Source organism: Pararhizobium sp. IMCC3301, assembly GCF_030758315.1.
In the GTDB taxonomy this organism is placed as follows: Bacteria; Pseudomonadota; Alphaproteobacteria; order Rhizobiales.
The window spans coordinates 4381140-4396440 of sequence record NZ_CP132336.1 but is presented as its reverse complement, the minus strand read 5'-3'; the positions used below and the strand labels follow the sequence as shown (position 1 = coordinate 4396440).

14 protein-coding genes and 1 pseudogene are annotated in these 15301 nt (G+C 56.2%); 3 read left to right on the top strand and 12 right to left on the bottom strand.

Annotation, left to right across the window (positions count from 1 at the left end; genetic code table 11):
• Positions 1–269: 269 nt before the first annotated feature.
• Positions 270–485, top strand: a pseudogene (locus tag RAL88_RS21765) (SH3 domain-containing protein); the annotation flags it as partial.
• 54 nt (positions 486–539) lie between these two features.
• Positions 540–2276: a DUF6600 domain-containing protein gene (locus RAL88_RS20880; RefSeq protein ID WP_306266134.1), complete on the top strand. Its 1737-nt coding sequence runs from the start codon at positions 540–542 to the stop codon at positions 2274–2276.
• Between the two features lie 147 nt (positions 2277–2423).
• Here RAL88_RS20880 and RAL88_RS20875 read toward each other — a convergent pair whose 3' ends face one another.
• From RAL88_RS20875 to RAL88_RS20840, 8 genes are all read right to left on the bottom strand, one after another.
• On the bottom strand, positions 2424–3332 hold the full coding sequence (locus RAL88_RS20875; RefSeq protein WP_306266133.1) for a DMT family transporter: 909 nt from the start codon (positions 3330–3332) through the stop codon (positions 2424–2426).
• On the bottom strand, positions 3333–4238 hold the full coding sequence (locus RAL88_RS20870) for an NAD(P)-dependent oxidoreductase (protein ID WP_306266132.1): 906 nt from the start codon (positions 4236–4238) through the stop codon (positions 3333–3335).
• 21 nt (positions 4239–4259) lie between these two features.
• A complete protein-coding gene (locus RAL88_RS20865) occupies positions 4260–5153 on the bottom strand; it encodes a phytanoyl-CoA dioxygenase family protein (protein ID WP_306266131.1) in 894 nt (297 codons plus the stop codon).
• A gap of 132 nt (positions 5154–5285) precedes the next feature.
• Positions 5286–6797: a UxaA family hydrolase gene (locus tag RAL88_RS20860; RefSeq protein WP_306266130.1), complete on the bottom strand. Its 1512-nt coding sequence runs from the start codon at positions 6795–6797 to the stop codon at positions 5286–5288.
• 10 nt (positions 6798–6807) lie between these two features.
• Complete coding sequence (locus RAL88_RS20855; RefSeq protein ID WP_306266129.1) at positions 6808–7761, bottom strand: phytanoyl-CoA dioxygenase family protein; 954 nt, start codon at positions 7759–7761, stop codon at positions 6808–6810.
• 113 nt (positions 7762–7874) lie between these two features.
• A complete protein-coding gene (locus tag RAL88_RS20850; protein WP_306266128.1) occupies positions 7875–9461 on the bottom strand; it encodes a TRAP transporter large permease subunit in 1587 nt (528 codons plus the stop codon).
• Positions 9462–9496: 35 nt separating this feature from the next.
• Positions 9497–10069, bottom strand: coding sequence for a TRAP transporter small permease subunit (locus tag RAL88_RS20845; RefSeq protein ID WP_306266127.1), 573 nt, complete (start codon positions 10067–10069; stop codon positions 9497–9499).
• 78 nt (positions 10070–10147) lie between these two features.
• On the bottom strand, positions 10148–11176 hold the full coding sequence (locus tag RAL88_RS20840) for a TRAP transporter substrate-binding protein (protein WP_306266126.1): 1029 nt from the start codon (positions 11174–11176) through the stop codon (positions 10148–10150).
• A 201-nt stretch (positions 11177–11377) separates the two neighbouring features.
• Here RAL88_RS20840 and RAL88_RS20835 point away from each other — a divergent pair, with 201 nt between their 5' ends.
• Entirely contained in the window at positions 11378–12028 is a 651-nt protein-coding gene (locus RAL88_RS20835) for a GntR family transcriptional regulator (protein ID WP_306266125.1), read from the top strand.
• Positions 12029–12087: 59 nt separating this feature from the next.
• Here the strand turns inward: RAL88_RS20835 and denD are convergent, their stop codons facing one another.
• The 4 genes from denD to RAL88_RS20815 are packed head-to-tail and all read right to left on the bottom strand — an operon-like array spanning position 12088 to position 15192.
• Positions 12088–13080 carry a D-erythronate dehydrogenase gene (denD, locus tag RAL88_RS20830; protein ID WP_306266124.1) on the bottom strand — a complete coding sequence of 331 codons (993 nt, stop codon included), beginning with the start codon at positions 13078–13080 and terminating at the stop codon, positions 12088–12090.
• Between the two features lie 39 nt (positions 13081–13119).
• Positions 13120–13545: a Fur family transcriptional regulator gene (locus RAL88_RS20825; RefSeq protein WP_306266123.1), complete on the bottom strand. Its 426-nt coding sequence runs from the start codon at positions 13543–13545 to the stop codon at positions 13120–13122.
• Complete coding sequence (locus RAL88_RS20820) at positions 13542–14369, bottom strand: metal ABC transporter permease (protein WP_306266122.1); 828 nt, start codon at positions 14367–14369, stop codon at positions 13542–13544. Before RAL88_RS20820 ends, RAL88_RS20825 begins: the two co-directional genes overlap by 4 nt.
• Entirely contained in the window at positions 14359–15192 is an 834-nt protein-coding gene (locus RAL88_RS20815; RefSeq protein ID WP_306266121.1) for a metal ABC transporter ATP-binding protein, read from the bottom strand. The genes RAL88_RS20820 and RAL88_RS20815 overlap by 11 nt, the downstream gene beginning before the upstream one ends.
• Positions 15193–15301 lie beyond the last annotated feature (109 nt).

The window sequence follows — 15301 nt, the reverse complement described above, 5'->3', positions numbered from 1 at the left end:
CATGATCTTCCGCCATTGCAATCCGGGCTGGTCTCGGATTTGTTCCGGCAATGTTCATAGCGAAGATAACTATTTGAAAGAATTTTACTTGGCGATGCAGTAAAAATTAGATCGAGATTAAAATCGTCAAGTTCCTCTGACACCGCCACATTCAAAACAACTTCTGCAAAGATGCTGCGGTTCCTCATTCATCTGGGGAATATTGGTTTAAAGGAGGCGGCCCTGTGCACGTTCTGAAGCATCTGATAACGAGATCTGTGGTCGCCGGCATGTTGGTGGCTGCTGCAATGTCCATCCCTAGCGTGGCCAACGCGCAGCAAGTCTACGCCAATACCACCACCAATTTGAACCAACGTGCGGGGCCCGACACACGCTACCCCGTGCTGGTCGTCGTCCCCCAGGGTGCTCCGGTGACCCTGTTCGGGTGCGTCCGCAACCTCACCTGGTGCGACGGTTCCTATCGCGGCTATCGCGGATGGTTCAGCGCAAGCTATCTCACCGTTCCGTATCGCAACACCCGGCTCTCCATCGCGAGCTATGTGCGCTACGCCTATCTTCCCACTGTTGCCTTCAACATCAACACTTACTGGGACCGCTATTATCGCGAGCGGCCGTTCTACGCTCAGTTGAACATCTATGCCGGCGGCGGTTCGGTGAATGTCACGGTCGGTTCGTTCTACCGTCCGCTTTCCGCGTATGGTCGCTGGGTCGATGTCAGTGGTCGCTATGTTTGGGTGCCGCGGGTCCGTTCGGACTGGCGTCCCTACACTGAAGGGCGCTGGGTCTATACAAACCGCAACGGCTGGACCTGGGTGTCCAGCGAACCGTTTGGATGGGCGACCTACCACTATGGCCGCTGGGCCTATTCGCCGCGTTACGGCTGGTTCTGGGTACCCGGAACCACCTGGGCACCGGCCTGGGTCGCTTGGCGCCGCGACAACGACCATCTCGCCTGGGCGCCGTTACCACCCGAGCGTGACGACTCGTTCGGCCTCAGCGTCAACATTTCATTCGGCGACATCCCGAACTACTACTGGCGCGTGGTGCGCAACCAGGACTTCCAAAGCGACAACATCCAGAACGTGATAATCGGCGACAACAATAACGTCGTCAACATCATCAACAACAGCCAGGAAGTCGGCACCGTCAACGTCGTCAACAATGTCGTCATCAACAACTACATCGACGTCACCTATGTCGAGCAAGCCAGCGGCCAGCCGGTGCAGGTGCGCGATATTGCGCTGACAGCCTCGGAGCAACAGGGCGGCCAGATTGAAGGCAACACGCTGGAGATCTACCACCCCGAACCGCAGGCGCTGGCTCCGAGTGAAACGCCGCCGGACGTGGCGACCGAAGAACAGGCGACGCAAGAAGCCAACACCGCCGGACAGGAAGGCACCGAGCCAACGACCGAGGCGAATGTGCCCCCGGCTCCGGCAGCGAACCAGGTGCCACCGGAAGCCGTGACATCTGCGCCTCCGATGGAAGGCGTCGCGATGGAAGGCGATCTGGCCAGCGCTCCGACCGCGGAAGCGGTGCAGGAGGGCCCGGCGCCGGAGGGTGTCGAAGCCTGCGAAACCGGCACGATCCGGCAGTCGGATGGCACTTGCGCGGTACCTGCCGCAGAGGCTGCCCAGGCGGCCGAGGAACTGACGCCGGAGACACCGGCAGCCGACGCTCCGCTACCGACGGCGGAGGGTCAGCCGGCACCGGATGTACAAAGCGCGCCGGCGGACACCGGTGCCTGCCCGGAACGGACAGTGCGTCAGCCGGACGGCCTGTGCGCCGCTCCGATTGGAGAGACGCAAGAAGTGGTAACGCCGGAGACACAGCCCCAGCCGGAAGCCCAACCTCAGCAGGAGGCACAACCCCGGACTGAGCCGCAGCCAGCTCCCGAAGCACAGCCCGAACCGATAGCGCCGGTCGAGCCACAACCCTGTGCCGAAGGAACCATGCGGCAGGCAGATGGTGGCTGCTCCGGGCCTGAACAGTCTCAGCCCGAGGCCCAGCCACAGCCGGCACCTGCTCCCGAGCCTGCGCCTGAGCCACAGCCAGCACCTGCGCCACAGCCAGCACCTGCGCCCGAACCACAGCCAGCACCTGCTCCCGCTGAGCCTGCGCCGCAGCCAGCACCTGCTCCCGAGCCTGCGCCCGCTGCGGAACCGGCACCTCAGGCCGCGCCCGAGCCAGCCCCGGCGCCAGAGCCCCTGCCGCAACCGCAGTGCCCCGAGGGCCAGGTGGTCGGACCGGAGGGTGCCTGCGTGACGCCGCAGTAAGCAACAGAAGTGGCCGGGCACGTTGCCCGGCCACTCTCATTCCAGACCTGGACGATTGCAGAGCTAGAGCGTTTCATCTCTACATTTGTTGTTCTTCAGATTAATCCCTCTTCGCTGATCGGAGAGCGCAGTTTTTCTCCTATCAGCCTACATCGGGTCAGGAACCCGGCTCAGCTTTCGCTCACGGAACCAGATTATCAGGCCTGAGACGATGATGATTGAACCGCCGAGGATCGTCCAGCGGTCCGGCAGATGGTCAAACACGAAGTAGCTCGCCAGCGTCAGATAAAGAATAAACGTATATCCGAATGGGGTTAAGGTGCTGGCCGGGGCAAATCGGTGTGCATTGGTCAGCAACTGGTGCCCCAACCAGCCAAAAATTCCCATTGCGACCATGATAGTCCAGTCGAACCCGGTGGCCGGATTCTGCCAGAGGGAGACGGCAAAAGGCAACAGCACCATGGTGCCAACCAGCCCCGAATAAAACTGCATTGTGTCAACGGCGACAATACCCGCCAGCTTTCGTGTCAATATGGAATACAGCGCGAAACAGAAGGCCGCGCCAAGCGAGAGTGTCACCGCCCAGTGGAAGCTTTCGTCGAACGGGCGTATGGCAATCAGAATGCCGACAAATCCGATCATGATGGCGCTCCAGCGCCAGAAACCGACACGCTCACCCAGCAGCGGCCAGGACAGGGCACAGATGATAATCGGTGCGGAAAACAGGATCGTCGAAGTCAGTGTCAAAGGCAGATAGCGGACCGAAATGAAATTGAGGATAGTCGATCCCATCAACAACGCTGCGCGCAACAGCACAAGACCCATTTTCTCGCTGGAGAACCGGTTCATCGACAGGCCTCCTTTTGCGATCAGGAAAAGCGAGATCAGGAAATGACCGAGATAGCGCATAAAGGCCAATTGCAGGGCCGGAAGTCCTGCCAGAGCAAGCCATTTGGCACTGACATCAATGAAAGCAAAAAACAGATAGGCGCCAAGCATCAATACAATGCCTGTCATCACACGATCTTCGTTCGCCTTTGCGAGAAGCCCGGACATTCAGGACTGACTTGAACCGGAATCAGAATATTTCTTCGACAGATAATCCACCATTTCAGGAATCATGCGGTCGCCAAAACCATCATCCGTGGCGGCTGCAAGCACCTCGCGCACCGATTTCGACATAATCGAATCGACATTCACATTAGATGCCATCTGCGCGTAGTAGCCGACATCCTTTTTGGCATTCCTGACAGCAAAGGCCAGAGCATCCGGTTTACCGTCAACGGCATAGGCCTTGATGAAATCCATCATGCCTGAATGCAACGGTCCTGCAGACATCACAGCATACAGCTTTTCACGGTCGACGCCCATCTGATCCGCCATCGCAAACGCTTCAGCCATGGCGTTCGCCGTGGTCATGGCGAAAAAATTGTTGATCAGCTTGATGGTGTGGCCCGATCCGAGCGCGCCAAGATGAAACACGTTCTCGCCAAGATCGTTGAGAACCGGCTCGACCCGGTCATAGGCATCCCGATCGCCCGAGCACATGATATTCAACTCGCCGTTCAATGCGTGAGCCGGTGTCCGGCCCAGCGGCGCATCCAGATAGGCGGCATTGCTGGCAGAAACAGCCTCGCCGATCGTGCGCGTAGACTTCGGCAGCGAGGTGCCGAAGTCAATCGCCACGGCTTGCGGTTTCAGGCCGGCAATCACGCCATCATCGCCGAACATGCGGGATTCAACCGATGCGGAGGTGTCCATGCACAGCATGATGATATCACTGCGTTCGGCCACTTCGCGCGCCGTTGCTACTTCAACCGCACCGCGAGCCACAGCCTTCTCGACATTTCCGCGAGACCGGTTGGCCACAATCGTCAATGGATAGGACAGGTCCAGCAGGCGCTGACACATGGCGGAGCCCATCAGTCCAAGGCCGATAAAGCCGATAGAGGGTTTTGACATTTTAGTCCTTTTATCAAATACTTACATGAGAGTTTTAAAAGTTCGATTCTTCAAGGAAGACTGCACTTCATAGATTGATTTGTTGTTGTCTGGCTGCGGTTGCGGCACCCGGACAGGAATTTCCGCCAGCCGCGGATGCAGGGTCGGGCTGCCGCACAGCATCCGCGAATCATATTCGTCGATTGTATCGAATTTCGTCATCGAACCCATGATCGGAAAGGCGTCGGCGGCGAGCATTTCATAAAACAGAAGGCGGCGATCATGAGCTGACGTGTTGAGGGCGGAGCCGTGGACGATACGCGCGTGATGCAGCGAGATAGAGCCCGCCGGGCCGCACAGTTCCACCGCATCCTTCAGCTCGTACCCGCAGGCCTGCAGATCCATCGCACCGGCAAACACGCCATCGACATGATGGTCGTGAATCGGAGCCCTGTGGGAGCCGGGGAAAACCATTAACGGGCCATTCTCGCTGTGCATATCATCAATGATGACGCCAATTGCCAGGGCGTCATCATTGGTGTGAGGATAGAAGGCGAAATCCTGATGCCATTCGATGGCAGCGCCGTAATTAGCCGATTTCATGTTCAACTTGGTGGTGTGCAGCCTGATATCCGGCCCAAGCAGATCGCGCGCCGGTGCCAGAATATGATCGGAGAGCATCAACTGTTTGATGACCGGGCTGATGGTGTGCGGCAGCTTGATGCGCCGCACCCGAGGTTCGTCCGGCGTGTGACTGGTTTCCAAATCGAGCCGGTCATTCGATTGTGTCAGTGACCGGGCCTCGCCGGCAAAGCGCGCAATCTCATCTCTGATGGAGCGAATGATATCCATCGGGACCCGGTTTTCCAGAATCAGATAACCATTGTCCTGATAAAAACCGATCTGGTCCACTGTAAGGGTTTCAGGCTGTTTCATTGCCATCCTGTCTGCCATGTTGCACCAGTCCCTCAGTTTCCGGCGCTCCTGTCTGAACGCCTTGTCTTCGCAGGTGATCCGGTCGGCGGGTGGAAGGGCAGCACTCCCCTGCCCGGTCGACGCAGGTCCATTTTACATTGTGGCACCGATCTGCCATGGCACGAATTCGTAATCACCCAGGCCCTGGGCTTCTGATTTCGATTGCTCGCCGGAGGCAACGCGGATCAACAGCTGATAGATCTCGCGGCCCTTCTGTTCCAGTGAAACACCGTCTGACAACATCTCTCCGGCGTTGATATCCATATCCCCGGTCATGCGTTCATACATCTGCGAATTGGTTGCAATCTTGATGCAGGGCGCAGGCTTCGAGCCGAAGGCCGAGCCGCGGCCGGTCGTGAAGGCAACCAGATTGCAGCCGGAGGCGATCTGACCGGTTACCGAGGCCGGGTCGTATCCAGGCGAATCCATAAAGGTGAAGCCTTTGGCCGTGACCGGTTCGCCATAGCGGAAAACGCCTGTCAGCGGCGTCGTTCCGCCTTTCGCGGCAGCGCCGAGCGATTTTTCCAGGATCGTGGTCAGACCGCCCTTCTTGTTGCCGGGGCTTGGATTATTGTCCATTGAACCCTTGTTCCGCTCGGTATAATCTTCCCACCAGCGCACCAATTTTACCAGTTTCCGGCCGGTCTTCTCATCGACAGCGCGCCGCGTCAGCAAATGTTCAGCGCCGTAAATCTCCGGCGTTTCCGCCAGCACACCGGTGCCGCCCTGAGCTACCAGCAGATCGCAGGCATAGCCCAGAGCGGGATTTGCGGTGATGCCGGACCAGGCATCCGAGCCGCCGCATTGCAGGGCAACGCAGAGTTCAGAAACCGGGCACGGTTCGCGCTGAAACTTGTTGGCCTCAGGCAGCATGGCGCGGACTTTTTCAATGCCGACTTCGATGGTTTTTTTCAGGCCTGCGACATCCTGAATGTTCATGGCGTGAAACAGCGGGCCGCTCTTGATGCCCATTGCCTCCAGAAGCCAGTCGATCTGGTTCATTTCGCAACCAAGGCCGACCATCAGCACGCCGGCATGATTGGCGTGGCGCGCATAGCCCCACATCACCCTTTGCAAAGCATCGAAGCCTTCACCATCACCCGCCATGCCGCAGCCGGTGCCATGGACAAAGGCCACGACGCCGTCGATATTGGGATAGGCTGCGAGCTCTTCCGGCCCGAACGCCTGGGCAATCATCCGTGCCGCAGTCGCAGAGCAGTTCACCGAGGTCACGATGGCGATATAATTTCTGGTGCCGACTGTGCCATTGGCCCTGCGATAGCCCATGAAAGTATCGCGCGCATCTTCCGCCACCGGCTGAACCGGGCGCAGATCGGTGGCAAATTCATAATCCGCCACGGTGTTGCGAAACTCGATATTGTGGGTGTGCACATGGGAACCGGCCGCAATATCCTCTGACGCATAGCCGATAATCTGATTGTATTTGCGGACTGCTTCGCCCTTGCGGATCGGAGCGGTTGCAACCTTGTGGCCACGCGGTACCAATGACAATGTTGTAGCGCTCTCGATAGCCTGCCCGGTTTCTGTGGGCCGGGTGACCGTGACTACATTGTCTGCAACATCCAGGCGGATGAAATCCGACATGATAATTTCCTCATGCGCAATAGGGCGCGTCCGGCGCCCAGCGGTGAATGTTCTGATGGGCCTGCTGCGCAAGCTGCGCGCGCGCATTTTCCCAAAGTGATCGCCAGATCCGCCAGTCCGTCAACTCGGTTTCAGGTGCTTGCTGGCTGCGGGCCACGAATTCGGGAAATTGCGGCCGGCCGGTTGGCTCTCCTGTCTTATTATATCGGATATCAAATGACCACCGGAAAGACGAGGTTGTGTTGGCAAGTGATGCATGGGGGACCAGCGGATGAAACAAAACCACCCCGCCGCTCCTGACCGGAAGTGGTATGGCCGCAGCTTCGTCAATGAAACCATCAGCAATCGCGGTCTGGATTTTCGGGCAATGCGGTTTCATACCCTGCAGATGGCCTCCGGGAATCACCTGCAGGCAGCCATTTTCCACGGTAGCGTCTGTGATGGCGCACCAGACGGTGACCATATTGGTCTGGTCGGCCTCTGCCAACGCCACACCGCGGTCCTGATGCCAGTCGGTCGCTGTGATATGGGCGCGGATTTCATCTTGGCGTAAAGCTGTCGCCGGCGGCTTGATGCGGACATGCTGGATCGGGTTCGAGGTGATCTCACTGCCGAGCAGACACTGCACCAGATCCAGCAACCGCCCATCAGTCACGAGATCAAACACTGCCGGACCGAAATGCATCGGCGTGTCGGCCTTGATGCGGTCGCCCGGCAGGGAAATATCCATTGGCTGGAACCAGTCGCAACCGGCCTGATAGGCGCTGAGTAATTTGCCTTCAAAATCCAGTGCATCGGGCGGTCTGGACACGAGCCCCTGTTCGAACCAGGCCTGATAGAGCCGATCCAGCAACACACTGTATTCCGCCCTCAGAGGCTGGATAATGGCTGTTTCATCCAGAACATTTTCAACCACCAGATATCCGAATTCCTCAAAGAACCGCATCTGATCTGACGTAAGCATGGCCAAACATTCTCCAATTACTGGACGCTATCGAGCGCAGTTCACATACCACTATTTTCGGTGGTGTGTGAACTGCTCCATTTCATAGAAATGGTATCTTCACCGCTGATTATTCAAGATCGGAAGAACATGGTCAGTTCGGGGAAGAACAGGATCAACATCAGCACGAATAACTGAATTACGATAAACGGCATGAAACCCCGGAATATATCCGGCAGGGTAATATGCGGCGGTGCAACGGATTTCAAATAGAACGCCGCCGGTCCAAAGGGCGGTGACAGGAACGACACCTGCATGTTGACGCAGAACAGGATACCAAACCAGACCGACAAAAAGCGCGGATCGGAGACAAGCGGGCTTAAAAGCCCGATTTCGTCAATCGGCAGTTTCAGCACGATTGGCAAAAACACCGGCATCACAAGCAGAACAATCCCGACCCAGTCCATGAAGGCCCCGAGGAACAGGAAGATGAGCATCATCACCATCAAAATACCAAGCGTCGGCAGATCGGCGCCGACAATCAGATTGGCCACATAACTCGGCCCGCCGGCAATGGTATAGGCTCCGGCCAGCGCGGTTGCGCCGAAGGTCACCCAGATAATCGTGCCGGTGGATTTGAACGTCCGCATCAGAGCATCGCGCAACAGGGCAAACGAAAACTCACCGCGAAAGATCACAAGAACGAGGACTGCGATTGACCCCATGCCTGCGGCTTCGGTAATGCCGGTTATGCCGCCATATATCGAGCCGAGCACGACAAACACCACCAGTAGCGGTGCCACCATTCCCTTGCCATTTTCCCAGGCTTTTTTTGTGTTGTCCTTGCCGATGAAGAAGATCAGAAACGCCGCCAACACGGCAATTGTTACAGATGCGCCAATGATAAATTCAGTACTGATATAGCCAGTATCCTCGTCAATCCTGTCAATGAAATTCAGGAAAAGTGCCCGCACAACCATCAGGCCGAATCCGAGAATACCGAGCATGGCCAGTAGCGCGGGACCATAAATTGCCTTTTCACGCCCGGTCATATCTTCCGGAGATGGTTCGGGAAGCGGTGCCAGAGACGGGTTCAGCTTTGTTCTGATGATAATGTAAAGGATGTAGCAGGAGGCGAGAATAAACCCGGGAACAAACGCCCCTTTGAAAAGGGCGTGGATTGAGGTTTCCGTGATCAGGCCATAAAAAATCAGCACGATCGACGGCGGAATCATGGTGCCCAATGACCCTGATGCGCAGATCGTGCCGATGGCCAGATCCTGATTGTAACCAAGCCGCAGCATCTGCGGCAGTGCAATCAACCCCAGAAGCACCACCTCTCCCCCGATAATGCCGGACATTGCCGCCATCACAACGGCCATCAAAGATGTGACGATGGCAATACCGCCGCGGGTCCGGCTGAGCCAGAGGCTGAGGCTGGAATACATGTCCTTGGCAATGCCGGATCGTTCCAGCAAGGAGGCCATCAGAATAAACAGAGGCACAGATATCAGTACGTAATCGGTGGTCAGTCCGTACATGCGCTGGGCAAGAATGTTGAGCGGTCCAGTGCCGAAACTGGAGAACAGCAGCTCCGGGCCGAATTTCAGCACCAGCACCACAACGGCCAGGAATCCTGAGGCAAAGCCTAATGGCATGCCGATAGCCAGCAGGAATAGCATTCCAAACAACAATATGAGTGAGATCGTCCCGATATCCATGCGCTGGAAGCCTTTTTATATGCTGAAGCAGTGTTCTATTTTTTGTCGAGTTCGGCCTGTTCGATCCTGAGCAATTCAACATCGATGTCGATTTCCTCAAGTGCGTCATGGCTCTCCGGCGGCTTGTCCCAGTCATAGACAAGATTGGAGATTGCCTGAATGGCCACAACAATGAGTGTCAGGAGAATAAGGGGTTTCATTGTTGCCGGGATGGGAGGATCAAAGGCAGTGCCAAAGGTTTCCCAGCGCATTAACTTCGCATAAGCCTCGCCGAAACCACCCCATATCACTGCGAAGACGAACATCAGCAGGAATACGACAGAGATGACATCGAAGGTTTTGCGCAGCCAGCGTGGAACCGCGTCGTAAAGAATGAAAATTCGGATATGGCTGCGTTGCTGCATGGCATAAAGCCCAGCAAGCAGGTAAATCATGCCGCCGAGCCACAGCGACATCTCATTGACCCACAATGTGGGTTTGGCGAAGACATACCGCATGACGACTTCATAAAACATGATCACCACAATGACGGCAGGTAAAATCATGGCAAGACGGCTGAACCGCCACGTCAAAAAGTCAACCATTCCAGTCCGCTCGTGCTCGACCATTATTGCCTCCCCCCAGATTCGTAAATGCCCGATGGAGTCAGGCCCCGTTTTGTCACGGGGCCTGAACCGGTGTCAGAGTTACTTGGAAACGAGGCCAAGCTGGGTCAAATAGGCCATGTGGCTTTCGACCAAGGCTTTAGCTTCCGGTGTTGTGGCAAATTCAGGCCAGGAAGCCTGCGCCGCATCGCGGAATTTCTGCAAATCTTCGTCCGTCCAGGCGTAGAGATTTACACCATCGGCACGAAGCTGGGCTGCTGCTTCTGCATTTTTCTTTTCAAATGTCAGAGCCGTTTTCAAAGCCAGCGCCTGCATGGCAACGGACATGATCGTCCGGTGCGCTTCCGGCATGGCATCCCACCTGGATTTGTTACAGGCCAGGTGATCAGACGGCATGGAATGGAAGCCGGGGAAGTTGGCATGCTTGACCAGATCATACAGACCAAGGCCCATATTGTTGGCAAGACCGGACGCATCGGCGCCATCGATGATGCCGGTTTCGAGTGCGGTGAAGATTTCCGTGAAATCCATCACGATCGGCTTGGCACCGAGTTTTTCAAAAATCTTGGTTTCCATGCCCGGAGGCGAACGGAATTTCCAGTCCTTGAAATCATCAGCGTTGCGGATTGGTTTTGAGGACGCAAGGGATTCCTGTCCATAAACCCACCAGCCGACAAGCTGCATGTCATATTTGTTGTACAATTGCTGTGCAGCATCAAGCCCGCCACCATAATACAGCCAGGAAAGCTGCTGATACGGGGTTGCATAGCCACCCATAATATCGCCGACAAACTGGAAGGCCGGGTTTTTGCCTGTCTGATAGGCACCACCGGTCATGTCGCAATCAAGTATACCGGTTGCTGCCGCATCAAAGGTCTCAACCGATTTCACAACCGACGATGAATAGAACATTTCCACCTGGATCGTTCCATTGGACATTTTCTGGATGTCATCGACATATTCTGCAGCGAGTTTTCCTGAAACAGTTTCAGGCGCATAGTGTGTTTGAATGCGAAGCTTGGTCACTTCGGAGTGGGACGCCGCGAGTGCCGTCGTCGCCATTAGGGCCGTCACAGCCGCAGCTGTCAGAGCAGTTTTCAAAATTGTCATAGATTGCTTCCTCCACGCAAAAATCTATATCGCCACCTCTGTCGGATGGCGTTTTGTATTCGAACCCGACTTGATCAGGTTTGATAACGATAACAATGACACCAGATCCCCACAAGCATTTATTGGAATAAGTGGATAATCTCGTTGTTAATTGATTTTCACGAAATTTTTTCATAGGCTATGGCCTGAGAGGAAAGCAGAATGACCAGGACGGAAAATCAGGTAAGCGCGTCGGAAATCTACGATGATGTGCGCAAGAAATTGTTGCTGGCGTGGTTTCAGCCAGGTGACAAAATGAAGCCTGAGCACTTGCGGAAGCAGTACAATTGCGCCGCGAGCACAATGCGCGAGGTGTTGTTCCGTCTGGCCTGTGACAGCTTTCTGAGCTTCCAGGAACAGCGCGGCTTCCGGGTTGCCATCTGCACGCCAAGCACACTTCAGGATCTTACAGAGATGCGTATTCTGCTTGAAACTGAAGGTGCCAGATTATCAATGCTGAACGGTGATATCGAGTGGGAAGCGCGGTTAAGTGCCGCGCATCATAAACTGGCATATATTGAACACAAGATGGGTACGGAACAGCAGACCAGCCTGCTGGTCGACGTGTGGTGCAAGGCAGAGTGGGAATTTCACGAAACCCTGATGTCCGCCTGCGGGTCTGCCGTGCTGCGCGAACAGCATCACACGATCTATGACCGTTTCCGGCAACATTTGCTGAACCAGCGGAAGCATTACGGTTTTCGTAAAACCAATCATCTGGAGCATCAGGAGATTGTTGACGCTGCAATGGCCCGTGATGTGGAATTGTGCAGGCAATGCATCATCAGGCACCTGGAGGCAAATTTTATCTGAGCCAGTGAGTGCTGCCGGTTTGAATTGCGTCACGCGGCCGTGACTGTCCCGATCATGCCTTATCGGCCCGGCTTGTCATCGGCGATGTAAATCCTGATAATCTCTTCAAAACCGGTCTCGGCCGTGAACCCCAGATCCAAAGCCCGCTGCGGCGCAAAATTGCGCGGCCAGTTTTCCACAATCTTCATGATCGCTGCGTCGGGCTCGCGCCGAATCAAAGCCACGGCATCCGCGCCTGCGACCTGGCGCAATGCTTCGATCTGCTCGGCAACCGTGCATGACACGCCCGGCATGTTCAAAGCCCGCCGGGAGCCAAGCAATGCAGTATCAAGTTGGGCTGCATGGATCAGAAAGCCGATGGCAGAGCGCGGCGAAGCGTGCCAGTGACGAACGCTGTCCGACACCGGAAGGATTGCTTCGCGGCCATTCAAAGGCTCGCGGATAATGCTTGAGAAAAACGATGACGCCGCCAGATTCGGCTTGCCCGGGCGCACGCAAATGGTCGGCAGACGAATCGAAATCCCATCGATGAAGCCCTTCCGGCTGTAATCATTGATCAACAGTTCGGTCATGGCTTTCTGGGCACCATAAGAAGTTTGTGGAGCTGTCAAAAATTCATCATCGATTCGATCCGGAAAAGGACCGCCAAACACCGCAATCGACGAGGTGAACACCAGACGCGGCACATAGCTGCGGCCACTTGCTTCGTACTCGTCGCGCAGCGCCTCCAGAAGCCACCAGGTGCCTCTGGCATTTATATCCCATCCCTTAGCGAAATCCTGCTCGGCTTCACCGGAAACGATGGCCGCCAGATGGAAGATCAGATCAGCGCGCAGAGCTGCCAGCTCAGTGGCCTGCCGGGGATCAGCAATATTGCCGACCAGCGTTTTTACGGGAAAGGGGGCTGCAGGCACGGCAGATTCCACGACATCGTGCAATATCAACTCACTGACCGGACTGCTGGAGAGGCCATTGGACAGGCCGGAAGTTGCAATCTGGCTGGCAAGTTTCTGCCCGACCATGCCGGCTCCGCCGATTATCAGTATTTTCAAACCACTATCTCCATTTGCTGTATTGCCCGAGCAACTTCGTCATTGCGGCGCCGAGGATCGGGCTGCACAGTTGCGGCACAGGCCGCGCAATTCCACGATCGATTGTTTCAAGGTAAACCCGTCATGCTGCGCGACCGCCGAAAGATGTGCTGCTAGACGGTCGTCAGCCACTTCATCAACCTGGCCGCATCCGTCACAAATGGCAAAAGCGACCGTTTCATGCGCTCCGCAGGCCGGATGGCTGCAGGCGACAAAAGCGTTGAGCGATTCCAGCCGATGCACCATCCCCAGATCCATCAATTTATCCAGTGCGCGGTAAATCTGGAGCGGCGCACGCAACCCGTCATCGCGCAACCGGTCGAGAATTGTATAGGCGCTGAGGGGCTCTTCTGTTCCTGTCAGAGCATCGAACACAAGTGCCTGATTCTTCGTCAGAGGTTTTTCATTCTGGTCAATCGGCTTCATTTCCGCAAACCCTCGCCTGTGCCGGACCGACCGGCAAACAACCGAAACACCGAGGTCAGACTGAGTATGAAAAGGCCAAGCGCTGCCACCACAATCGAGGGACCGGAAGGCGTATCCCAGCGCAGCGAGCCAGACAGACCGCCGACTACAGAAATTGCGCCGATAGCTGCTGACCACAGCGCCATCTGTTCCGGCCCGGAAGACAATCTGCGCGCCGTTGCTGCCGGGACGATCAGCAGGGCCGTTATCAGCAACACCCCGACAATCTTCATCGCTATCGCAATCACAACCGCCATCAGCAGCATGAAGACCACATTCGCAGCATCCGGCCTCAGACCTTCGGCTGCTGCCAGTTCGGGGCTGACGGTTGCGGCAAATAATTGCCGCCAGATCAATGTCAGTGCCAGCAGCACCGCCAGGCCGCCAGCATAGATTATGGCGATATCCGTCTTTGATACCGACAGAATATCGCCAAACAGCAATCCCAGCAGATCGATACGCACGGTGCCAAGAATGGCGATCACGACAAGTCCGATCGCCAGGGCTGAATGCGACAACAGGCCAAGCAGTGAATCTGATGAGAGAGATGCCCTTTTCTGCAGCAGTAACAGCAACAGGGCAACGGCAGCGGACACAACGAACACCGCAGCGGTAACATTTATTTCCAGCAGAAATGCCAATGCCACGCCAAGCAGAGCGGCATGGGCCAGCGTGTCACCAAAATACGACAGACGGCGCCAGACAATGAAACAGCCCAATGGCCCGGCAATCAGAGCCACGCCGATCCCGGCGATCAGGGCACGGACAAAGAAATCATCCAGCATTGTCGGGCCCCTCACCTGTCGTGGCGTGCTGATGGTGACCATCATCGGGATGACAATGCCCGGTTACAGTTCCGTCAGAATGCCTGACGCGCCCGTCGGGCAGATGAGTATGATCGTGTTGGTGCTGGTACACTGCCAGTCCCGCTGCAGCGCGACCGCCAAACAGTTTCTGATATTCCGGGCTTTCGACGACCGAGCCCGGCGTGCCCTTGCAGCAGACATGGCCGTTGAGGCAGATCACCTGATCGGTTGCAGCCATCACCACATGCAGATCGTGTGAAATCAGTAATATGCCGCATTGCAGGCTGTCGCGGATTTCCGAGATGAGATCATAGAGCGCCAGTTCACCGGAAAAATCGACGCCCTGAACCGGTTCGTCGAGGACCAGCAAATCCGGTTTGCGGGCAATAGCACGGGCCAGCATTGCCCTTTGAAATTCGCCGCCCGACAAATGCCGGACTTCCGCATCGGCCAAATGAGAAATCCCGGTGCTGTGCAAAGCCTGTGCCATATCTACAGCGCTGAGGCGGCATGTCAGGGACATCAGACGGCGCACCGTCAGCGGCAGTGTCCAGTCGATCAGGAGTTTCTGCGGCACATAACCGACGCGCAGACCATCCAGCCGCGTGGCCTGCCCCTCCGTCGGTTTCAAGAGGCCAAGAACCATTTTGGCGGTGGTCGACTTGCCGGAGCCGTTGGGGCCGATCAGTGTGACAATCTCGCCTCTGTGAATGTCAAACCCGATGCCGCGCACCAGCCATCTTCCATCACGGAAAACACCGGCATTCGTCAGAGAGACTATGGGCGATTGTGAAGCTGGCACAGAAAACGGACAACCGATCTTTCGCGACAAGACCAAAACTTATCACATATGTAATAACATTACGCAAGCGCGCGGCAGGTCCTGTCAGTCATGCTGCAGCATTGGTGCC